This window comes from Gloeothece verrucosa PCC 7822, assembly GCF_000147335.1.
Lineage (GTDB): Bacteria > Cyanobacteriota > Cyanobacteriia > Cyanobacteriales > Microcystaceae > Gloeothece > Gloeothece verrucosa.
In genome coordinates, this window is record NC_014501.1 from 3,154,832 (window position 1) to 3,175,983 (window position 21,152).

A 21,152-nucleotide genomic window follows, 5' to 3' on the forward strand; every position below is an offset into this window, starting at 1 on the left:
ATTTTTTGACTTAATCTATTTTACAATCGCAAATTGCATCTTTTTAGGATAGGATCAAAATATGCCAACCATTGATATTTTGGGAGTCCCACATACTTACGAGTTAATTGCTCAATCTCCCGTATCTTCTAATCCTGTCCTGGTATTTATTCATGGCTGGTTGTTGAGCCGTCACTATTGGCAACCCCTGATTGAACCCCTATCCCTAAATTATCGATGTCTAATTTATGATTTAAGGGGATTTGGTGATTCTCAGTCAGTAGCCCCTCAAGGGAAACAAGCGATAAACCAACCTGAAGAACTGTTTAATGCTCATCATGAGTGTGATGAGAATAATTGTTATTCTAGCTATACCTTGGCCGCTTATGCCAATGACTTGAAAATTTTGTTACAAAAACTCGAAATAGAACAAGCTTGGGTCATTGGTCATTCTCTAGGGGGAAGTATAGCCATCCGAGGGGCAGACGGATGTAGTGAACGGATTAGAGGAGTCATTTGTTTAAACTCTGGAGGAGGCATTTATCTCAAAGAAGAATTTGAAAGATTTAGAAACCTAGGACAGCAGTTAATTAAACAACGACCCCGTTGGCTGCCCAATGTTCCTCTAATTGATTGGATTTTTGCTAGAATGATGGTTGCTCGTCCTTTGGAGCCTCACTGGGGAAAGCAACGAGTCATTGATTTTGTCAAAGCTGATGGAAAAGCCGCCCTAGGGTCTTTACTAGAGTCGACTACAGAAGCGGAAGTTCATTTGTTGCCTCAAGTCGTCTCCCGACTCAAGCAACCTCTGTATTTTCTAGCCGGTAGTCAAGACCGAGTCATGGAATCTAAATATGTTCGTCATTTAGCCAGTTTTCATCCCTCTTTTGATTTGAATGGAAACAATGTCATTGAAATTCCCAATTGTGGGCATCTATCCATGCTAGAACAACCCGAAATCGTAGTAGACAAAATCATTGAGATTTTGCTCAATCATAGTTAAGGGGGACTGATTAATGGGGAATCGTCTTCTGGGAAAAAGTATGTCACAATAGCAAGTAGTGCGGAACTGTTTCTGCCTTCTGTCCAACTTGACCTCAAAAATTTGTTAGTTTTCTGTAATTATGTTAATGGTTCTTACTTGTTTACTGTAGTCGGATGCGGGCCGGCTCCGCAAAATTCCGAAGCGATCACACCATGAGCAAGCTTCAACTAATTGAGTTACATAGTTTCCTTGGGTATCACAATTAGTTAATTAAAAGTTGTGCTTTCTGGGAATGGTAAAATACATCTTAATTTTTTCAAACCTTACTGAACCTTGATAAACCTGTTAGAACGAGTTATCTGCCGAGGAGAAGCCCATGTTACACCGCAAGATTTATCAACTCTGTACAGATGGTCGTGAAGTTAGTATTTTCTTGCGGGATCAGCAACGCTGGATCGATAATGCTCGGATCGTTGCTCTAGAAGGTGATTTAGTCACCATCCGCTATGAAACCGAAGAAGATGATGAAATTAGTTCTTGGGAAGAGATGGTTCGCCTTGAAAGTATCGGCGCTGTCAGTCAAAAACTGGCCTCTGTCTCCCGAGTCAATTCTGAAATTTTGGTCGCTGATGATTGTCCGGAAGCCGAACAAATTCGCCCTCGCTCACCGGATTCTAATCAGGAATAAATCGTCCATCCGCTTGATTTGACTGCGGTCTTTTCTAGCTAAAGTTAAAAAATTCACTGTGAAAAAGGTTGAGGTTCAAAGACGGGGCAATATCCCTCCGGTGTTACCTTAAAGCCATACAAAGGAGAAGCGGGATTCCAACAACGCTGACTTTTGTAATGGCAGCAAGTTCCACAACAGTCAATATCACTTGAGCGTTTAGCCGCATTAGTCTGACTTAAAAGCTCTCGCTGGGATAAGCCGCGCAATAACAATTCTTCACCTTGCCAACGAGCCTCAACTAAGCCCGTATCGGCAAAATGGCTCCAGCGAGGGTCTTGTGTAATAGCATCAGATAAACTAATCGTCACAGAAGTCCCCTGTTCATTTAACTCTCCTTCGTATTGGCTGGGAGTGGGGGCGGCCGGTTGAATAAATTTATCCACCATCGGTAATTCCACTCCTGTTCCCACCCGAGGAGAATGCAGTTGATAACGGTTTTGTAATTCCTCTAGGCTCGTCAAGTCTGCCAAATAAGTGGGAGATCCATGAACAAAAATTACGTGCTGTGGGCGTAAATTATGAATTAGTTGAGTGGTGTTGCGGCTATCGCTGTGTTCGGCTAACAGATATGTTTCAAGGCTAATGTTCGGAAAACGTTTTAAATCTTTAAGAGGGGGTTGCTCAAGGCGATTCCGGCCATAATTAGCCACTAAAATCAACCACGAGCGCTGATGATCAAGACAATATTGGCCGAGTTCATCAAATTTATCTGTCACCACCACAGCAGGACTGTTGGCTAACTCTTCAAGACTTGTCAGACGGCGCATTCGTGGACAGATACGCTCATCCCAAAATAACGATTGATGTTTGGCAAAATTTTGTACTGATGGAGGAAACTCCGACAATAGCTGAAGATAAACATCACAAGCCGCTCCCACATTTCCATCTACCCAAATATCTAAATCTTTACCGGTAAACTGATGATGAGAGCGTAAAAGCTTCAAAATTTCTTGACCCAAACCTAGGGTTGGCACCGGCAAAAGAACACTCTGATCATTGGCAAGAGCTTGATGAATTCTCAGCATCAAATTTTTCTCTTGTTGACGGCGGTGGGGATGCCGCATCGTTCCATAAGTTCCCTCAATAATTAAAACATCTGGTGCCAATCCCCGCAGCAGTTCTACCGATAACCCCTCAACTAACTGGAAATTCGACAGCGAAAAATCTCCTGTATAAAACACTTTATAAGTTCGTTTAGCGGTTTTATAGGTCAGTAAAATAGCTGCCGCACCCGGTAAATGACCAGCCGGAAAAATTTCTGCACTGAGGTCTTTAAACAAATTAATCGGGGTACGCCATTGAAGCCCTTGACAAAAAGCAGGAATTGAAGTATGTGAATGGTCTAACCAATTGAGAGGCAATAGCTCAAGCGTCACTTCACTGGCATAGATAGGCATTTGAGGAAAAGCCTGGTGTAATGAAAGCAAACCTCGAGCATGATCTCCATGAGCATGACTACAAAATACCAGATGAGCGGGTGGAGTAGCATCTGTTTGTAGGGGTTGGATATCCCTTAAACCGCAGTCAAGAAGAATACGGTAAGGACCCATATCAACAGATAAACAAATTCCTTCATTCTCATGCCCAACACCGTAGGGAAAACAGAATAATGGGTTTTGATGCTCAGAAGATGCTCGACGAGATTGACTCATGCTCAAGGGTCAGGGGTCAGTGGGGAGTTTTAAGGCGGCAAAGTTTTACCAGTTAGTTCAACAAAGGCAACCCGCTTCTAATGGGTCAAGGCGGGTCAAGGGGGTGAATTAAGGGACTAAAGCACAACAGATGAGTGGCTTGCACAGTGCCCCATTAGTCATTAGTGAATGGTCATGGATAGCTGTTAACAAATCGGTGAAAGAGTCATCAAGTTAGTGAGCAGAACCGTTTCCATGATAGTTGTCCGAATCATAAAAGCCATTTTTCGTGCCGAAGAACAGGCAAGAAATGATAAACAACCCAGTTAAAATGATCATGACTATTTTGGCATCCATAACAGAGGTTACTCCTCGATCAAACGTCTCGTTACTATACTTATAGCAAAATTTACGGTTAAAGGAAAAAAAGCCGATTCCCGATCAGGAATAAAAGCCAGAAGCCTACGAGCGATTCTTGAGATAAGTCTGCCGGTTTATTTATCTTTTTGCTGTTTCTGTGATGGTTTTTAACTCCGAGGGGGCAGAAGGAGCCGCAATGGGTAACTCTTCCACTTCAGGAAGCTCTTCTAAAGCTAAACGAGAGGATTGAAGGCCACCCCCAAGCCGCTTGAGCAGTTTAGGTCTAGGGTCGTGCAGCAGATAAATCAGTTCATCTTTCGGTTGCCAGGATTCTGAAGGGGTAACCACGAGAAGATTATTTTCCCGTTTGAGCAATAAAGGTAACAATTCCCCGGCGCGAATTAAAGCTTGTAAATGAGCTTGTTGTAGAGACAATTCCGGCTCTTTAAGCACTGTTTTTCCTAATTTGATTTGTCCTTCAGTTAAATACTGATTCCAAGTTTTAATCGAAGCTTGTTCAATAAAAGCTTGGTTGACCTTAGTTTTATTATTGGTAGGGCTGCTACTGGAGTTTTGAGGAAATACCGCTAAAACCCGAGGCGGTTCAAATTCTTCAACGGCTCTTTGGGCTAAGACTAAATTTACCTCACCATTACTGGTCAAAGCCATAAAAGTTCCCATAGAGCTAATACCCGCTTCTTCTAATACATTTGCATCTAATCCACTACTTTGATAGACGGGTAAGTTTTCTTCACTCGCTTTTTGGCAAGCTTCAGGATCTGTGTCAATGAGAACCACAGATTCTCCGCGTTCTTGGAACAGACGAGCAATCAAACGTCCCAAGGGATTACAGCCAATAATCACGGCTCCGGTAGCTTGATCTGAGGTAATCTTTAAGCAGCGAGCTACCCATCTCGCGGTTAATCCTTCAATAAACACCGTCATCATAATCGTCAAAAAGACCATCGCTTTAATGGAATCTCCACCATTGATCCCCGCACTGGTCAATAAAATCGCAAACAGAGAAGCCACAGAAGCCGAGACAATCCCTCTGGGAGCTACCCAGGCCACAAATAGCTTCTGTCGCCAGTTTAAACTGCTCTTGAGGGTACAGAAAGCTACACTAAGGGGACGAACCACGAACATCAATACCCCCACAGCGAGTACACTACCCCATCCCAAAGCAAAAACACTGGCGATGGACAGATCAGCCGATAGGAGAATGAATAAAACCGAAACACACAAAATAGTTAACTGTCCCTTAAATCGTCTTAATAGGCGTTCTTCGGGAACAGCCGAGGCTCTTAGGACAATTCCCGCCACCACAGTGGCCATTAACCCCGATTCACTGCGAATCATTTGGGATAATCCAAACAGTCCCCAAACCCCAGCCAGCACGACTAAATTTTTCAGGTCTTCTGAAACAAAGGTGGCGCGTTTGAGAAACAGACTTAGTAACCAGCCGCACCCGGCCCCGATAAGGGTTCCGATTCCCAAGCGTAACATCAGGCCGTTGACGATTTCTACTGGACTCGCATGACTATTGATAATCGTATCCAAGACCACGACGGCTAAAATGGCCCCCACCGGATCGATCAGCACCCCTTCCCCTTCCAGCAACGTTGCCACTTGTCGGTCCACATGAACTTGTTTAAGTAAGGGTCCGATCACGGTTGGTCCGGTCACTACCACTAAAGAGGCATAAAGAAAAGCGATCGACCAAGGAAATTCTGCCAGCCAGTGAGCAGACATCCCACCGCCAATTAAGGTAATGAGTGTCCCCACTGTCACGAGATTTCGTAAACTCCCAGACACTCGCCCCAAATCTCGTAACCCTAAATTAAGTCCTCCTTCAAACAAAATAATAGCGACCGAAAGGGCGACCATCACCTCTAAACCTACCCCGAGATGATGGGGATGCAAATAATTTAAGCCATCGGGACCCAGAGTTATGCCAAACACTAGCAAAAACACAATACTGGGAACTTTAAGATATTCAGCGATGACTTGGGCGCTAATACCTGCAATCACGGTAATGACTATCTGCAAGGTTAATTCAAAAGATCCTTCCATAGGCTTGCTCTTACTTGGCTATTCGGAGAATACCTGACCTCATCAATTTTTTTGAGTTCTGATGGGAGTTTCAGGGCACAAGGCGTAAATTTCATTATTATTCTTTTAAAGAATGGCTGTGTGATCTCAGCCTCAGCCCAATAAAAAAAATGATTGGACACAAAAGGTTGCTGGTCAAACTTAGACCAGTCAGGATGATTTGTGTTAATGATATATTTGTGGACTAATTGCATCTGTCGTACCCTCCTACTTCAATAAGATTTTTCCCCTATTTATCTCAATCGTCTTAAACTCCTGCCAAGAAAATTTCTCGGAAAATTCCTCAGAAGACTGGATAAGTCGTTAAGATTTTTAACAATACTTATATAATTCATAAAGAGTGAAGTAAGAGGGACATCAGCATGAGCAATGGGATTACCGGAGGCTGTCATAGACAGGACAGTAGCATCCTATTGAGCAAAAAAGAGTTTAAGAAAATCAGTTTTACAAGGAGATTCCTGAAATCATAAAAGTTATACTCGTGCATGCGTATTTTAGCATCTATATCCGCCAACTCGTCAGTTGGGGGTTGAGAACCAGTTTAAGAAATCTCCACAGCATGAGGGGAAATAACTAATACCATAAAGTTAAGGTTAATTCAAAAAAGATGAATCGTCAAACGTTTACTTGGGGTCGCTCGGGAAATCAACTGCGGACTGAAGAACAATGGACTCAATTCCTGTGCCTGGTAGGGTTGTTTTTGGCCGCAATGGTTTTATTAACTTTGAATTTAGGCAATTTGCCCCTTCGAGACTGGGATGAAGGCACAGTGGCTCAAGTGGCCAGAGAAATTTGGCAAAATTCTCTTCATGATAGTCGATGGTTATTTCCTACTCTCTGGGGAGAACCTTACCTCAATAAGCCTCCTCTGGTGCATGATTTAATGGCTTTGTCTTTTGCTGTGGGTGGTGTTAATGAATGGACGGCTCGCTTGCCTGGAGCTTTTTTAACGGCTTGTTCGGTTCCCTTATTGTATCTTCTTGGGCGAGAAATTTTTCCCTGTCGTCTGCCGTCATTATTTGCCGCTTTGATTTATTTAACGCTTTTGCCTGTGATTCGTCACGGACGGTTAGCCATGTTGGATGGCGCTGTACTCTGTTTTGAAATTTTGATGATCGGTTGTGCTTTGCGTTCTCGTCGAGATTTGCGCTGGTCTTTAGGGGCAGGGCTAGGGTTTGCTTTAATTTGTTTAACCAAAGGGATTATGGGCTTACTTTTGGCGGGGATCACCTTAGCTTTTTTGGCTTGGGATACGCCAAGATTGTTAACCTCTGGCTATTTTTGGTCGGGTTGGTTATTAGGAAGTCTACCGGCTGTAGCCTGGTATGCGGCACAAGGGTTACATTATGGCAATCAGTTTCTTTTTTCTTTAATGGATCAACAGGTTGAGCGCATTGGCACTTCTCTAGATAATCATCAAGAGCCTTTCTGGTATTATTTAGGAGAAATTCTCAAATATTCATGGCCCTGGTTATTATTTAGTTTTTATGGACTACGTTTAGCCTGGAATGAACGCAGTTATAGTTGGGCTAAATTGGTTTTAGTCTGGAGTGGGGCTTATTTTGCCATTATTTCCCTGATGGCGACTAAACTGCCCTGGTATATTATGCCTATTTATCCGGCTTTAGCACTTGCCGGGGGAGCAATTTTAGCTGAGGTTCGTAATTCTCCGCGTTCACGCCCTTATCCTCGCTCTTGGATGATTCTCTTAGGGTTATCTACGGTGGTAATGGCTGTTATTTTCTTAAGTCTTTACTATGGTTTAATTCACTGGGCGCAACCTCCCCATGCTTCTTTATGGCTCATTTTAATTTCTTTAATTTTAACTTTTGCCGTCACCTCTATTTTAATGGCACGACGTTCTGAAGAATTTATTTCGATTCTTTTTTGGGGAATGTATGTGTCAATGCTTGTTTTTTGTAGTTCTCCCTATTGGATCTGGGAGTTAAATGAGGCTTATCCAGTTAAGCCGGTTGCTCAAATGATTCAAAAATTAGACCTTCCCCCTCAACAATTTGTCTATACTTCTTTTCCTTATGAACGTCCTTCTTTAAATTTTTACAGTGAGCGTCGCATTATTCCAGTTGATGCTAACAATTTAGTGGAGCATTGGCAAAAAAATCCTTTACGGGAAGGTAAACAAGTTTATTTATTAGATAGAAAAACTTGGCAGACCTTTCAAAAGGAACTTCAGCCGCTTGCTCATCAAGTGACTCTAGCTTCTCGTCAAAAATTAGCTCCCTCTGGAGATTGGTATTTAATTACTCTGAAATTAAATCCTTCTCATCCTCCTCACCCTAAACCCCAGGCTACTCATTCTTAATCTAGGAATGGAGCAAGGCGGCTTTATGCCTGAGAAAATTTGCTCAGAGTCGAGCGTTAATCTCGACTCCATCAATGTCCTTTAATGACCACTTAAATAGTTATGAGAATTTGGCATTGCCTAGTTTTAAACTAAACAAAGCCTATTTCTTTCGAGGATAAACCCCAAAAACCTTAATGATAGTCAATAGAGACTCTCAAACAGAGGAGAGGACAAATTTTTTTCTAGCCAAAAGGCTTCGGGTAGGCCGATCCTCTAATCTTCATCATCTAAGGCACCAACTTGTTTGAGATGAATATGTTTTCTTCCTAAAGTAATTTCAAATTCATCTCCGGGTTGTAAGCCCATCTTTTTCGTATAGGCTGATCCAATCAACAAATTTCCATTAGACTGTACACTAATGCGATAGCTGGCTGAACGTCCACCACGTCCTTGTCCATCGGAAGTGCTATCTAACTCAATTCCCTCAGCATCAATTAAAGCATTGAGGAATTTCATCATATTAACCCGTTCGATCCCGTTTTTTGTAACGGTATAGTAACCACAGGCTCTAGCTTTTTCCTCTTTGCTGAGGTTGCCTAGTTCTCTAACTTTTTCAAGTAAGTCTGTTCCAGTTAAAGCTTTACTCATTTACTTTTTTCGCTTACTAATGATTCAACAGTTTACAGGTTCTTGGCCGAAGCGGGATAGTGCGCTTGGCAAAAAAATTTTAGGTTGCTATTGGTCTCTATCCTTATCTTACATAAAAAAAGCAAAAAATATTCACTTTTTTATGAGATCAATCTTAACTGATTCTTGGGCATCTATACTCGAATATTCTTTAAAAAGTTTACAAAGGTTTGGGGGTTGGTGATCTTCGTTATGCTTGTAAGTGTTGTAACATCTGATGGAGAGGCACTCTAACTTAATTGAGCTACCTACAATCAAACTGTCTAAGCAAAAACATCAGTTAAATGTTGCTAACAACCCGAGGTCACTATAGCGTTAAAGCATTGTTAGATCTAAGTTTACAGCCGGGTTATGGTCCGACTTCAGTAAAAGCGATCGCAACTCGACAAGATCTACCGGCACCTTATCTAGAAAAACTGTTGATTGAAATGCGTCGAGCCGGTTTAGTTAAGTCAGTCAGAGGATGTCTTGGTGGATATCAATTAGCCTATCAACCGAGTCAAATTTCTCTAGGACAAATTTTAGAAGCAGTGGGAGAAACTATTCAACCTTTACCGGGTTATAATCCCGTTGCACAACAAGCCGAAGATTGGGTAACATTTAGTTTATGGAAACGGCTTCACTTTAAACTCAAAGACGCTCTCCATAGCATTACTTTAGCTGATCTTTACTATGATGCCCGTAGCTGGGAAGCCGCTCAAGGAGAACAAAGCAGTTTTGTTGTTTAATTGAGGAGAATTTTGATGACAAACAAGAGCGAATCGGCTATTTATGAAGGGGGTTGTCACTGTGGTGCTGTCCGCTTTCGAGTTCGAGTTAATAAACCTGAAGCGATCAATTGTAATTGCTCGATTTGTCGTAAAAAAGGCTTTATACACTTGATTGTTCCTCCTGAACAATTTACTTTATTGAAAGGAGGTAATGAGTTAACGACCTATACCTTTAATACAGGTACTGCTAAACATACTTTTTGCCGCATCTGTGGAATACACCCTTTTTATCATCCCCGTTCTCATCCTGGCTGGTTCGATGTTAACGTCCGTACTCTCGATGAAGATGTGCTAGAGCGCTTTGATATCAAGGATTTTGATGGGGCCAATTGGGAGAAAAACATCGATGAACTTAGGCAAGAGTGAGCAATTTTTTAGGGTTATTGTATCTTATTTTGAGTAAAGATCAGTGGGGGATATTACCGGTTTTTCAAGAGAAGCGATCGCGTTACTTCTAGCCGCCACTTTAGATTATCTCATCGGTGATCCTTGGGGTTGGCTTCATCCTGTGCAAGTGATGGGTTGGTGGATTTCTCATTTAACTGAGGTGATTCTCAATTACTATCAAAAAAGTTGGCTTCGTCGTCTTGGGGGAGTCATTTTAGGTCTAGGATTAATTATCGCTAGTGGGGGGGTAGGATGGTTAATTATCTCCCTTAGCAGTCAGATTAATTTCTTGCTAAGTATGGGGCTAGAGATCATCCTCTTAGCCAGTTGTTTTGCTGGGCGAAGTTTAAGAAAAGCAGCCGAAGATGTTTTACAACCATTAGCCTCTCAAGAGATAGAACTCGCTCGCCATCAATTAAGTTTATATGTAGGACGAGATACAGACAATCTTTCTGAGCAAGAAATTCTGCGGGCAGTATTAGAAACGGTGGCCGAAAATACGACAGATGGAGTCACCGCCCCCTTATTTTATGCTATTGTTGGGGGATTATTACCAGGAATAGGAATTGTCCCGCTTACTTTAGGGTATAAAGCGGCTAGTACCTTAGATTCGATGATCGGTTATCACCGAGAACCTTACAGTGATATAGGATGGTTTAGTGCCCAATTAGAAGATCGTTTAACATGGCTTCCCTGTCGTTTAACCGTATTAACTTTAGCATTAATTTCCGGAAAACCAAGAGAAGTTTTATCAATCTGTCGTCGAGATGCCCCTGTTGATCCTAGTCCTAATTCTGGATGGAGTGAGTGTATTTATGCGGCTATCCTAGGAGTTCAGTTGGGAGGAACCAATATATATAAAGGTATAATTAAAAAAAAGCCTTTGCTGGGTGACCCCATATCGCTGATTACTCCTGAGACTATTGATCAAGCCCTAAAATTGACTCGTGCCTGTTTTATAATCTGGTTGAGCCTTGCGGTTTTTATTTATTTAGTGATTTGGGGGGCTTATAGGCAATAAAACCTCAATCATAAAAATTTTAAAACTTTTGTACTCTAAATGATGACTGAGTTTTTCTAACCCAGCCATTTTTTTAATTGATGGATATCTAGCGGCTAGTGTTTCTCGCATTAAGACTCTCTCGATATCATGGGTAAAATTTTTGCTCTTGTTACATTTTTACCGCAACCGACATGATGGGAAAATGTCTCTACTGTAGCGCCAGGCTTGCGCTCTCTTTCGATAAGATTAACTTATATAAGTTGCCTTTAATACAAGCATACTGTCAAAAATTTTGTCTCTTTCTCTAACCGGCTCTCCTACTATCACAAGGGCAGAAAGAACAATAGTATTACAAAATGGATTCTAAATTAAAAACAAATTCTGGAATATCGGAGGTGTCAATTGCTTCATCGGGAATATCATTAATTTCCAGCAAGCCGCTTCGGTGAAATACTCATAATATTTTTTCCTTCTTTTTTTGATTATATAATGTAGGTTAGACCTTGGGTAATACAATCTAAGCATCAATATGACGACTTATAATGAGGTACGCGCATCAAGTTCAATCTCTTACTCTTACAGATAAACTCAGATTGTTAGATGAGTTGAAAGCACTGGTAAGTCAACCTGTAGAAGTAGAAGGAGATGAGGAAATTATCTCACCACAAGAAATAGCTCAAAGTGATGCGGCGTGGCAAGATTATTTAACAGGTAGAGATCTCGGAGTGTCTTCAAAAGAACTTAAACGCAACTTATTTTGAGCCTATTCGCTAATGTTTAATAAATTTTTTGCCTTATTTAATCGATAATGATACAAAGATGAAGTTCTAATTTGCTGATCTAATTCGGCAATTAAATCATCTAAGATTGAAATTACAGCATCAGCACGTTTACAGACTTCTTTAACTTTCAGAGAAGTTTGTTTAACTTTTTCAACAAACACAACCCATTATAAATTACTATTATTAATAATAGAATAATTAATGATATGATAGTGTGACGAAGAGGAAAAATAATAGACAAAATTATAAAATAATAATTGCTTTCAATACATTTTGCTTTTCTCTGAGTTAAAAAATCAAAACTATCGCAAGAATTGTTTGTAGAAACTATGGTAACATGAGTTAAATATTCCACTAAATTACTATAATCTTTTTGAGTCTCAGGCTTTAAAATTTTTCCTTCGTCTAGTTTTTCTATTACATCCCTAAATGTATTACCAGGTTTATTACAGTTATCATCCCCATCTGTAATTAAAATAATTTCAGGTTTTCTATCAGGATATTTTTGAGGATTGGGAAGCTCTTTAATAACATCAATTATCGCATTTCCAAGATCGCTTGCACCATTTACATTTGCTTGTATTCTATCTATGTCTTTTTCAAACTCTTCAAGGCTTTTTGCTTGCATTTTCTTCGGATTTACAAATCTTTTTTGACAAACTCCTGTTTTTAAAGTTGCCCCTCCAATCTCATATATTGCACCAAAATCTGGTCTTTTTCCGTTATAATAGCGATTTCTTAGATCTTTTTTGATAAAATTTTTAACCTCGTCTATTTTATATGTTGTTTTTGCACTATGTTTACACAATTTTGTCGATGGATCTATTAGTGTAGGATTTTTAAGTCGCTCTTCATAGCATCCCATACTACCAGAATTATCAAGCATATAAACTAAATATTTTTTTTCTTCTTGATCTATGTCTTTGTAAAAATTATCTATTAAAAACAATAAAAAGATAAAAACTATTAACAAGATTAATGAAACAGATAGTATTTTTTTTCTAAAATTTCTCCATTTCCATCTCAATCTCAAATAGATGACTAAAATTATACCTAAAATTATACTTAATAATATAATAACAGTTAAAGGAAAATAAATACTTAAAAATAAATTACAAATAAAAACAAAACTAATAAATATAATTTCTAGTCTCAGATTAATATTACTAACATTGTTTACAGCAGTTGAACATTGTAAATCTCCTTCACTGATTTGAACATCTTGGTTAACTTCTTGTTGCAAAGGATTATTCGACTCCGGATTTTGATCGGCGGAAGGTTTTGTCATACAAATAGAACGAACTAATTTACTTAGAATAATAGTATTACTAATAATACTTAAGCCACAGTAATTTTACGCATATTTGATGATAGAAATATTTAAAAAATAAAAAAGATATACTTAATTATACTGAGATTGTTTCTAGATCAACGGTATTTACACGGTGTACTCAAGAATTGAGTACAATCCTCAACCTCCTGAGACAACTCCTATAAACTCATCCATCTTACAAAAAAGCGATGGTGTTACAAAATTAACTCTATTAAATAGGTTTTACTTTATCTCCAATTTGAGGATTTTCAAAAGGTAATAATTTACCTTCTAAAAGTTTTTCAATATACTTATCTAATTGCGATGGAAAAGCTGACCAATAAGAATTAATTGGAGTTTTATCAGATTCAAGAATAGACATTTTTTCTTGAATATAAATAATTTTACCTGTTCCTCTAACGAGTTCCAGATATCCTAAAGATTCCCCGGTTTCCGGATCTTTAATATCTTCTTCACTTACCCGATAAACTAGCATTCTTTGGCCTTTCCTTATACCATCTTTTTCTCCTTTATTAATCACTAGCTTATAATCATCAATAATTTCTGCTACACTGGCGGGAAATGTTCCTTTACGAGTTCCTATAAAATCTTCTGTTGTATTTTCCATAAGTTAACCTCTTGAACAATAGTTAAATAGTTAAAATATTTCGGGTAAAACTAGGCTTGACTACAGTTTTTTCTCGAATGACAGAATTATTATTTGCTAATTTTTCTAAAATTTCTTGATAAACTAGATTAGGTTGCTCAAGTAAAGCTTGTATTTTTCCATTACTCTGTATTGTTAAAATATAACCTAGTCCTATAAATAATTCATAGCCATAATCATCTATATAATAAAATGAGACATACATATCATTAGCAAATAAATTAGAAGCATCTAATAAAAACTCTATTTGTAATCCGGTTGCAGTTGATTTTTTCTTGGTTGCTAAAATTCGAGGAATTACAAAAGTTTTAAGGTTTTGATATTCTTTAAAAGCTGTATTAACCGCCTTCACAAGAGTAGCTATTAATAATAAAGCTATAGTTCCAAAAATTAAAACCCAATATAAAGGAATGGGTGTTTTTCCTGCCAAAAACGAAAAAAGAATAGTTAATGACAATGAGAGAAATCCTATCCAAAAGGTTTGAATTTCCCAAAAGCTTGCCCATATTAACCCCCAAAAGCTATATTTCATCTTTTCCCCTTAAACCTAAGAGACTGGCATAACACCAGTCTCCCAAGCTTATCCTTCTATTCTACTCAATTCCTTCGATGCGATCCTCAACCTCCTGATACAACTCTTGTAACCGTTCTAAATTCTCCTCAGAAGTTTCCCAATAACCTCGGCCATTTACTTCCAACAAAGTACCCACTATCTTACGGAAAGAATTCGGGTTTAAATTCATCAAGCGCTTACACATTTCCTCATCTTTAATAAAGGTCGTGTTCACATCTTCATAAACCCAATTATCTACCGCATCAGCAGTTGCACTCCATCCCATTGTATTGACGAGGCGCTTAGATAACTCTCGTACCCCTTCATAACCATGCCGCAACATTCCCTCATACCATTTCGGGTTAAGTAATTTTGTACGGGCATCTAAACGAACGGTTTCCGAAAGCGTCCGAACCTGTGCATTAGCGGTAGTTGTATCCGCAATATATGCCGCCGGTTTGGTTCCATCTCCTTTTAAACTCGAGATCACTTTCGTCGGATCAGAGTCAAAATAATGAGAAACATCAGTTAAACTAATTTCCGAAGAATCTAAATTTTGAAAGGTTACCTCAGCCGTTTTTAACGCCGCTTCAAACACTTCCCGACTGTCATTCATAATACCGGGGTTATCCGAATTAAAGGCGAAAGATTTCCGTTTGAGATACATTTCCTGTAACTCTTTTTCTTCTTCCCAACTGCTATTCTCTACCGCTAAATTGACGTTAGAAGAATAGGAACCAGAAGCATTAGAAAAGATCCGAGTTGCCGCTTGACGGAGGTTAATACCCATTTCTTCCGCTTGTTGTAAAGCGTGTTTGCGGACATAATTCATCTCAACGGGTTCATCTGCTTCTGCCGCAAGTTTCACCGCTTGATCTAAGAGGTTCATTTGGTTAATAAATAAGTCGCGGAATACCCCCGAACAGTTAACCACAACATCGACGCGAGGCCGTCCTAACTCTTCTAAAGGAATCAATTCTAACTTATTTACCCGTCCTAACGCATCGGGAACCGGTTTAACCCCCACCATCCACATAATTTGCGCGAGGGACTCCCCATAAGTCTTGATATTATCGGTTCCCCACAAGACACAGGCGATGGTTTCGGGATATTTACCGCCATTTTCCATCATTTGACGCGCCAGTAAGCGATCTACAACGATCTTAGCTGACTGTACGGCGGCAGTCGTGGGGATAGACTGGGGATCTAAGGCATGAATATTTTTACCGGTGGGTAATACATCGGGGTTGCGGATCGGATCGCCACCTGGCCCAGGTAAGACATATTCTCCCTCTAATGCTTTTAGGAGTGCCCCTAATTCATTATCAGCACAAACTTGTTCTAAACAGAACTCGAGATATTCAAACAGGGGTTTTAAAGCATCTGGATCTACCTTGGTGTAACCTTCATTGTGTAATGCTTCGATCCAAGGCGCTTTTTTACCGATGTTAAAGAAGTTCAGTTTAGAGATCATGGAAACTCGACCATCTGCATCTACTTGTGCTTTCACTAAAGCAGATACTGCCGCGCGAGTTGCTAGGGTGATCTTTTGCAGTAACTCAACGTCTTCTAATACGCCTTTGTCACTATTTTTGTAGATCTCCTCGATATTACGTCCAATACTATTGGCGATGATCCGAGGTAACGATAAGATCTCTTCTTCTTCTCGATCTAAACCGGCTATATTAACGAGAGTTGCGATCGCTTCTTCAGCAGTGGGAGGTTGTCCGATGACATGAAGTCCACAGGGTAACAAGCGTGACTCAATTTCCATCAGCTTGCGATAGACTAACCCGACAATATTATCTCGTTCTTCTGAGGTTAAATTAGCCGCATCTGTTTCGGGTAACTCGATATCTTTATCTAAGTTTACCAAGCGACATTTATCGACGATCGTATTCACGATAGGAATACCCCGTCCGCTATCTTTGAGGGTTTGATAAGATCCGATCAACTCGCTTAACTCTTTCAACCCTTTATATAACCCGGCATTTTCAGCCGGAGGAGTTAAGTAAGAAATAGTTTCTGCATAACTGCGGCGTTTAGCAATAGTGGCCTCACTGGGGTTATTAGCGGCATAGTAATAGAGGTTAGGAATATTGCCAATGAGGTTATCTGGATAACATTCCCCAGACATTCCCATCTGTTTACCGGGCATAAATTCCAACGATCCATGAGTCCCAAAATGAAGAACCGCATCTGCTTGCCAAACTTGGTTTAAATAAGTATAGTAAGCGGCGAACCCGTGATGAGGACTAGCGGACCGTGAGAAGAGTAACCGCATGGGATCACCTTCATATCCGAAAGTGGGTTGAACTCCGATAAAGACATTGCCAAACGCTTTCCCATATATCAGTAAATTTTGTCCATCGCTGTTGAGATGTCCTGGCGGCGGTCCCCAATTTTCTTCTAATCTTTCAGAATAGGGAGTAAGACGTTCATACTCTTCCACCGACATCCGATAGGCGATGTTTAACTCAGGACTATGATACTGTGCTTGGGCATCATGAATGACTGCTTCCATCAAGTCTTTAGGAGACTCGGGTAAGTCTAGTACATCATACCCGTTACCTTTTAATGCTTTCATCACTTCGTAGATCGATCCGAAAACATCGAGGTAAGCGGCAGTTCCCACATTTCCTTTATCGGGAGGGAAACTAAAGACAGTTATGGCAACTTTTTTATCTAATTTAGGTTTTTTACGTAGGGTAGCCCATTTTAAGGCGCGTTGGGCGATCGCTTCGATCCGGTCTTGTAGGGCGATCGCTTTACCGGTGGTGCCATCGCGTCCTGATAGAATAATAGGTTCTATGGCCCCGTCTAATTCGGGAATAGCGATCTGTAATGCTACTTGGATCGGATGTAACCCTAAGTCGCTTTCTTCCCATTCCTGTGTCGTTTGGAATACCAGGGGTAAAGCACACATATAGGGACGGTTTAACCGTTTTAAGGCCTCGATCGCTTTTGGATGGTCTTGTCTTGCGGGTCCTCCCACCAAAGCAAACCCCGTTAAAGATACCGCCGTATCCACAATAGGAACCGGTTCAACCCCTTTGAGAGTGCGATCATAGAAATAAGCATCTACGGGTTTAGAAAAGTCTAACCCGCCGGCAAAAACCGGTAACACTCTTGCGCCCATAGCTTCTAATTCTTGTACCATAGCGACATAATGGGCATCATCGCCGGTGACTAAGTGAGTCCGTTGTAAAATTAAACCAACACAAGGGGCTAAAGGATCTTTTAAGTCATCTGAGATATCAGTCCTACTGTTGTACCAGTTGAGATACTCTTTGACATCTTCAAACATTTTTAAAGATAGAGGATGCCAAATTCCCAAGTCAGGATAGACAACCGGTTCAGCATAGTCTATTCCTTCGGACTTTTGGGTTTTGTTTTCTGACTTAAAGACATATCTATCCGCCAACATTAGCAGAAAGTTTTCCAAATTATCGGAAGATCCCCCTAGCCAATATTGGAAACTGAGCATAAAATTACGGGCATCTTGGGCTTTTTCGACCGGCAAGTATTTTAAAACTTGGGGAAGGGTTCGCAATAACTTCAGCATCGCATCTTGGAAACCTGCGCCTGAGTTTTGCTTGCGCTTTTTCATGAAAGATGCTATTACGCTTTTTGACTGACCCAGTTGCGCCATCGAAAAACTGCCCATTTTATTTAAGCGCATGACTTGGGGCATAGAGGGAAAGACCACGATGCACCCTAGTCTATCCCGTTCCGGTTGCACTGCTGCCACCACTTTATCGGCTAAATCTTCGATAAAAATCAAAGAAGCGATAAAAATGTTGGCTTGGGCTATATCTCGTTTAAAATCTTCGTAATTTTCTGGATCGCGCAGTTCCTCTATAAGATAGCCGCTTATTTCTACCGCTATTTTCGGGTTATTTTGGTTAATGCTTTTGACGGCGGCGGACAATGCACTCTGATACTGAGGTTCTAGCACGACATAGACCACCTTTAACAATGAGCGCCCATTGAGGTCATGCGGAACAATATGGCGGATGGTGGACTTGACGTGAGTGAACATATATGGTGTATCTCCTTAAATAATTGCGGTAACAGCTTAGGCACAGTCGCTAATAACTGTCTGGTGAATAATCGCTCCTTTGTGGAAGGTATCAGAAAATGACCCTACCATGAGCGTTTACTCTTGGTTTTGACACAATTTGCAAAGAATGATGAAAAATTATGTTACAAATATTAACATTTTTTGTGAGTGTTTACTTCAAAAATTATTTATAAATATTTACAATTATTTGTTTGACAATTTATCTAAAGTGTGTATTTATTGACAGAGAAACCGAGATAGTTTAAAGCTTAGGAGCAAGACAAATTAGTGTGCCGCTTTGCTCAATGATCGATCTAAGCTAAGGATCATCCCTAAGCCATTGTCAGGAAAAAGCCTTCAGAAAAAAAATTTCTAGGTCTAAAAAAGCTCAAGGTGTAATGATATTTTTTCAATTATTTCTTAGTATTGATAGTATAAATTTTTTGTAACTCTACTCAATTTCACGGCTCCATAATCAGTTTTTTCTAAAAATTTATCAAATCTTTAAAAAAAGTGCGTAGCTTTACATAAAATTGACTAAAATTTAAGATTTTATTTTTGATATTTTTAGTAATATATAATTAAGGTTATTGACCGGAGGCACTGCTTAACCTCCTAGATGCCCTGGTTGAACAGCATCTGAATGCCAAGAGTAGCAAGGGTGGCTAGTAACTAATCTAGCCGCCTCTTTTCATTTTATTATTTTTTGAAATTAATTTTTTGAAGAAGATAAGCTTGAATATAGCGTCCCTCGTTCTTGATAGGAACGACCTAGGGATAAAATCGCTTCTTGTAGGGTTTCTACTTCCATACAAGTGCCTCCTTGCGCCCCGGCCATAGTGGTAATATGTTCTTCCATTAATGTTCCTCCAATATCATTACATCCCCATGTCAAGGCAACAGTTGCGCCTTTTAATCCCAGTTTTACCCAACTCGGTTGATGGTTAGCTATCCATTGATCTAAATAAATACGGGCCACGGCGGTTAAAAGTAAAGTATCCTCTAATACCGGTTGATCGCGTCCGACTCGTTTACGTAAAGATGGGGGGGCCTGTTGTCCCACAAAGGGAAGGAGAATAAATTCTGTAATTTTGGCAGGGTACCCTTTTTCAATGGCAGTTTTTTGAAGTGAACGCAGTTGTTCTAAATGTCTAATCTGTTGAATAGGGGTTTCAATATGCCCACATAACAGGGTACTGGTAGTCGGTACACCCAACCGATGGGCAGTGCTAACAATGTCTAACCAAGTCTCTGTATTAATTTTTTCAGGACAGATCACCCGTCTTACTTGATCATCTAATACTTCTGCCGCCGTTCCGGGCATAGACCCCAATCCGGCATCTCGAAGAGCGATAATAACATCTGTATAACTCCTTTGATCTTCCCTAGCGATAAACTGCACTTCTTGAGGAGAAAAAGCATGAAGATGCACTTGGGGAAATTGATCTTTAATAGTTTTGACCAAGTTTAAATAATAAGCTAAAGAAGACCCCTTCAGTTTAGCTTTGGGGTTTAACCCTCCCTGCATACAAATTTCCGTTGCTCCTCGTTGCACTGCCTCGGCTGTTTTTGCGAAAATTTGCTCTGTATTGAGCCAAAAAGCTCCTTCTTGTCCTTCATCTCGACGAAATGCACAAAAGTTACAATGTTGCTCACAAATGTTAGTAAAGTTAATATTTCGGTTGATGACATAGGTCACCGTGTCTCCTACCCGTTTAAAGCGAAGATGATCAGCCGTATCTCGGATCAGTGCGATCGCTTCGGGTTCATTTTGATGCAGTAAGATGACTCCTTCTGCAAGTGATAGATCAATTCCTTGTTTGGCTTGCTGTAAAATCGCTTCGACGGCTTCTATTTGGCTGCTCACAGGACCTTCAATTGGCTACTTTATCTCAATATTCTTTTTTATTTTAAGTGATTTGATGCTAAAGCAGTTATTAGTCATTAGTCATTAGTTAGTAGTCATTAGTCAGTAGTCATTAGTTATTAGTTATTAATTAGGTCTTTTAGATGATTTTAATATCCTTGGGCGAAGTTTAACCTATTTTAAGCTTTTTCAGCAACCTTTAATTTTTTTATTAACTTGACTTAACTCAATTTAAGGATTTCTGATAAAAAAAAATAATTTTGTATCAAGCAATTCATTTTTTCTGTCTCAGGAGAGAGAAAGCAAAAATTATTAAAGTCTAAAATTAGCTGAGTATGCCGCTTATTAAATTTTTAAATCAGGCAGTAGACAAAAGCGGCAGTTCAGACAATAACTTAAAATTTATCATGAGTTTTTAACGAAAAAATATAGCCAAAGGAGCGAATTTTAATGAAGACCACTAACAAGCTACCTTCTTACTCAAGTTGGATTTTTGGTTCCCCCTACCTGTGGCTAAATTGGCAACGAAGTTTATGGGGAAATTGGTCTGATATTTGGTCACAATTTCCGATATTTGGAGGAAACTTTACTAAACAATCGCTGGCTATTCAAGAAAAATTGGTTCAGTCATTTCTAGAAGTTGAAGAAAAATCGGTTGAAAGGAGTTTAGATGCTCAAAAGAGATTTTGGGATAACTATTTTGATTTCTTGCAAGGACAGAATAACGGCATTCAAAAACCCAAGCCGAAATCCCACCCCTCACCAAAGCTAGAAGAATTTCCTTCCTTAGCTAAACTAGAGGAATTTCCGGTTTCTGCCAAATAATCTAATTGATAAATTCAAGGCAGCATAGTCAAATCAAAAGTCGTCAATCTTGTTTGATTATGCTGTTTAATATTAAAAAATAGGCGATTTTAATAAAATTAATTTATGAGAAAGTTATAATTTTTAACGTATTT

16 protein-coding genes are annotated in these 21,152 nt (G+C 39.8%); 8 read left to right on the forward strand and 8 right to left on the reverse strand.

Annotated features, from left to right (window positions below):
• Window positions 1-61 precede the first annotated feature (61 nt).
• Window positions 62-982, forward strand: a complete 921-nt coding sequence (locus CYAN7822_RS13890; RefSeq protein ID WP_013322904.1) for an alpha/beta fold hydrolase — start codon at window positions 62-64, stop codon at window positions 980-982.
• Between the two features lie 358 nt (window positions 983-1,340).
• Window positions 1,341-1,652 carry a DUF6679 family protein gene (locus tag CYAN7822_RS13895; RefSeq protein ID WP_013322905.1) on the forward strand — a complete coding sequence of 104 codons (312 nt, stop codon included), beginning with the start codon at window positions 1,341-1,343 and terminating at the stop codon, window positions 1,650-1,652.
• A 53-nt stretch (window positions 1,653-1,705) separates the two neighbouring features.
• Here CYAN7822_RS13895 and CYAN7822_RS13900 read toward each other — a convergent pair whose 3' ends face one another.
• Both CYAN7822_RS13900 and CYAN7822_RS13910 read right to left on the reverse strand, forming a co-directional pair.
• Entirely contained in the window at window positions 1,706-3,346 is a 1,641-nt protein-coding gene (locus CYAN7822_RS13900; RefSeq protein WP_013322906.1) for an MBL fold metallo-hydrolase, read from the reverse strand.
• A 477-nt stretch (window positions 3,347-3,823) separates the two neighbouring features.
• Complete coding sequence (locus CYAN7822_RS13910) at window positions 3,824-5,758, reverse strand: cation:proton antiporter (protein ID WP_013322908.1); 1,935 nt, start codon at window positions 5,756-5,758, stop codon at window positions 3,824-3,826.
• Between the two features lie 646 nt (window positions 5,759-6,404).
• On the opposite strand from CYAN7822_RS13910, the gene CYAN7822_RS13920 reads away from it, so the two are divergent.
• On the forward strand, window positions 6,405-8,120 hold the full coding sequence (locus tag CYAN7822_RS13920) for an ArnT family glycosyltransferase (RefSeq protein ID WP_013322910.1): 1,716 nt from the start codon (window positions 6,405-6,407) through the stop codon (window positions 8,118-8,120).
• A gap of 255 nt (window positions 8,121-8,375) precedes the next feature.
• Here the strand turns inward: CYAN7822_RS13920 and CYAN7822_RS13925 are convergent, their stop codons facing one another.
• On the reverse strand, window positions 8,376-8,750 hold the full coding sequence (locus CYAN7822_RS13925) for an AbrB family transcriptional regulator (protein WP_013322911.1): 375 nt from the start codon (window positions 8,748-8,750) through the stop codon (window positions 8,376-8,378).
• Window positions 8,751-9,073: 323 nt separating this feature from the next.
• Between CYAN7822_RS13925 and CYAN7822_RS13935 the strand changes: the two genes are divergently transcribed.
• From CYAN7822_RS13935 to CYAN7822_RS13950, 4 genes are all read left to right on the forward strand, one after another.
• A complete protein-coding gene (locus tag CYAN7822_RS13935) occupies window positions 9,074-9,517 on the forward strand; it encodes an Rrf2 family transcriptional regulator (RefSeq protein ID WP_013322913.1) in 444 nt (147 codons plus the stop codon).
• A gap of 15 nt (window positions 9,518-9,532) precedes the next feature.
• The gene (locus tag CYAN7822_RS13940; RefSeq protein WP_013322914.1) at window positions 9,533-9,925 is read left to right on the forward strand and encodes a GFA family protein; all 393 of its coding nucleotides are present in this window, start codon (window positions 9,533-9,535) and stop codon (window positions 9,923-9,925) included.
• Between the two features lie 43 nt (window positions 9,926-9,968).
• Window positions 9,969-10,967 (forward strand): adenosylcobinamide-phosphate synthase CbiB, encoded by a 999-nt coding sequence (cbiB, locus tag CYAN7822_RS13945; RefSeq protein ID WP_013322915.1) that lies wholly within the window; start codon window positions 9,969-9,971, stop codon window positions 10,965-10,967.
• A 524-nt stretch (window positions 10,968-11,491) separates the two neighbouring features.
• On the forward strand, window positions 11,492-11,710 hold the full coding sequence (locus tag CYAN7822_RS13950) for a hypothetical protein (RefSeq protein WP_013322916.1): 219 nt from the start codon (window positions 11,492-11,494) through the stop codon (window positions 11,708-11,710).
• A 148-nt stretch (window positions 11,711-11,858) separates the two neighbouring features.
• Here the strand turns inward: CYAN7822_RS13950 and CYAN7822_RS13960 are convergent, their stop codons facing one another.
• From CYAN7822_RS13960 to cofH, 5 genes are all read right to left on the reverse strand, one after another.
• Entirely contained in the window at window positions 11,859-13,019 is a 1,161-nt protein-coding gene (locus tag CYAN7822_RS13960; protein ID WP_013322918.1) for a vWA domain-containing protein, read from the reverse strand.
• A 256-nt stretch (window positions 13,020-13,275) separates the two neighbouring features.
• Entirely contained in the window at window positions 13,276-13,671 is a 396-nt protein-coding gene (locus CYAN7822_RS13965) for a hypothetical protein (protein WP_013322919.1), read from the reverse strand.
• Between the two features lie 22 nt (window positions 13,672-13,693).
• A complete protein-coding gene (locus tag CYAN7822_RS37710) occupies window positions 13,694-14,242 on the reverse strand; it encodes a hypothetical protein (protein WP_013322920.1) in 549 nt (182 codons plus the stop codon).
• Window positions 14,243-14,303: 61 nt separating this feature from the next.
• Window positions 14,304-18,305, reverse strand: a complete 4,002-nt coding sequence (locus CYAN7822_RS13975; protein WP_013322921.1) for a magnesium chelatase subunit H — start codon at window positions 18,303-18,305, stop codon at window positions 14,304-14,306.
• A 733-nt stretch (window positions 18,306-19,038) separates the two neighbouring features.
• The gene (cofH, locus tag CYAN7822_RS13980) at window positions 19,039-20,193 is read right to left on the reverse strand and encodes a 7,8-didemethyl-8-hydroxy-5-deazariboflavin synthase subunit CofH (protein WP_013322922.1); all 1,155 of its coding nucleotides are present in this window, start codon (window positions 20,191-20,193) and stop codon (window positions 19,039-19,041) included.
• A gap of 450 nt (window positions 20,194-20,643) precedes the next feature.
• Here cofH and CYAN7822_RS34615 point away from each other — a divergent pair, with 450 nt between their 5' ends.
• Complete coding sequence (locus CYAN7822_RS34615) at window positions 20,644-21,018, forward strand: hypothetical protein (protein ID WP_013322923.1); 375 nt, start codon at window positions 20,644-20,646, stop codon at window positions 21,016-21,018.
• Window positions 21,019-21,152: the final 134 nt, after the last annotated feature.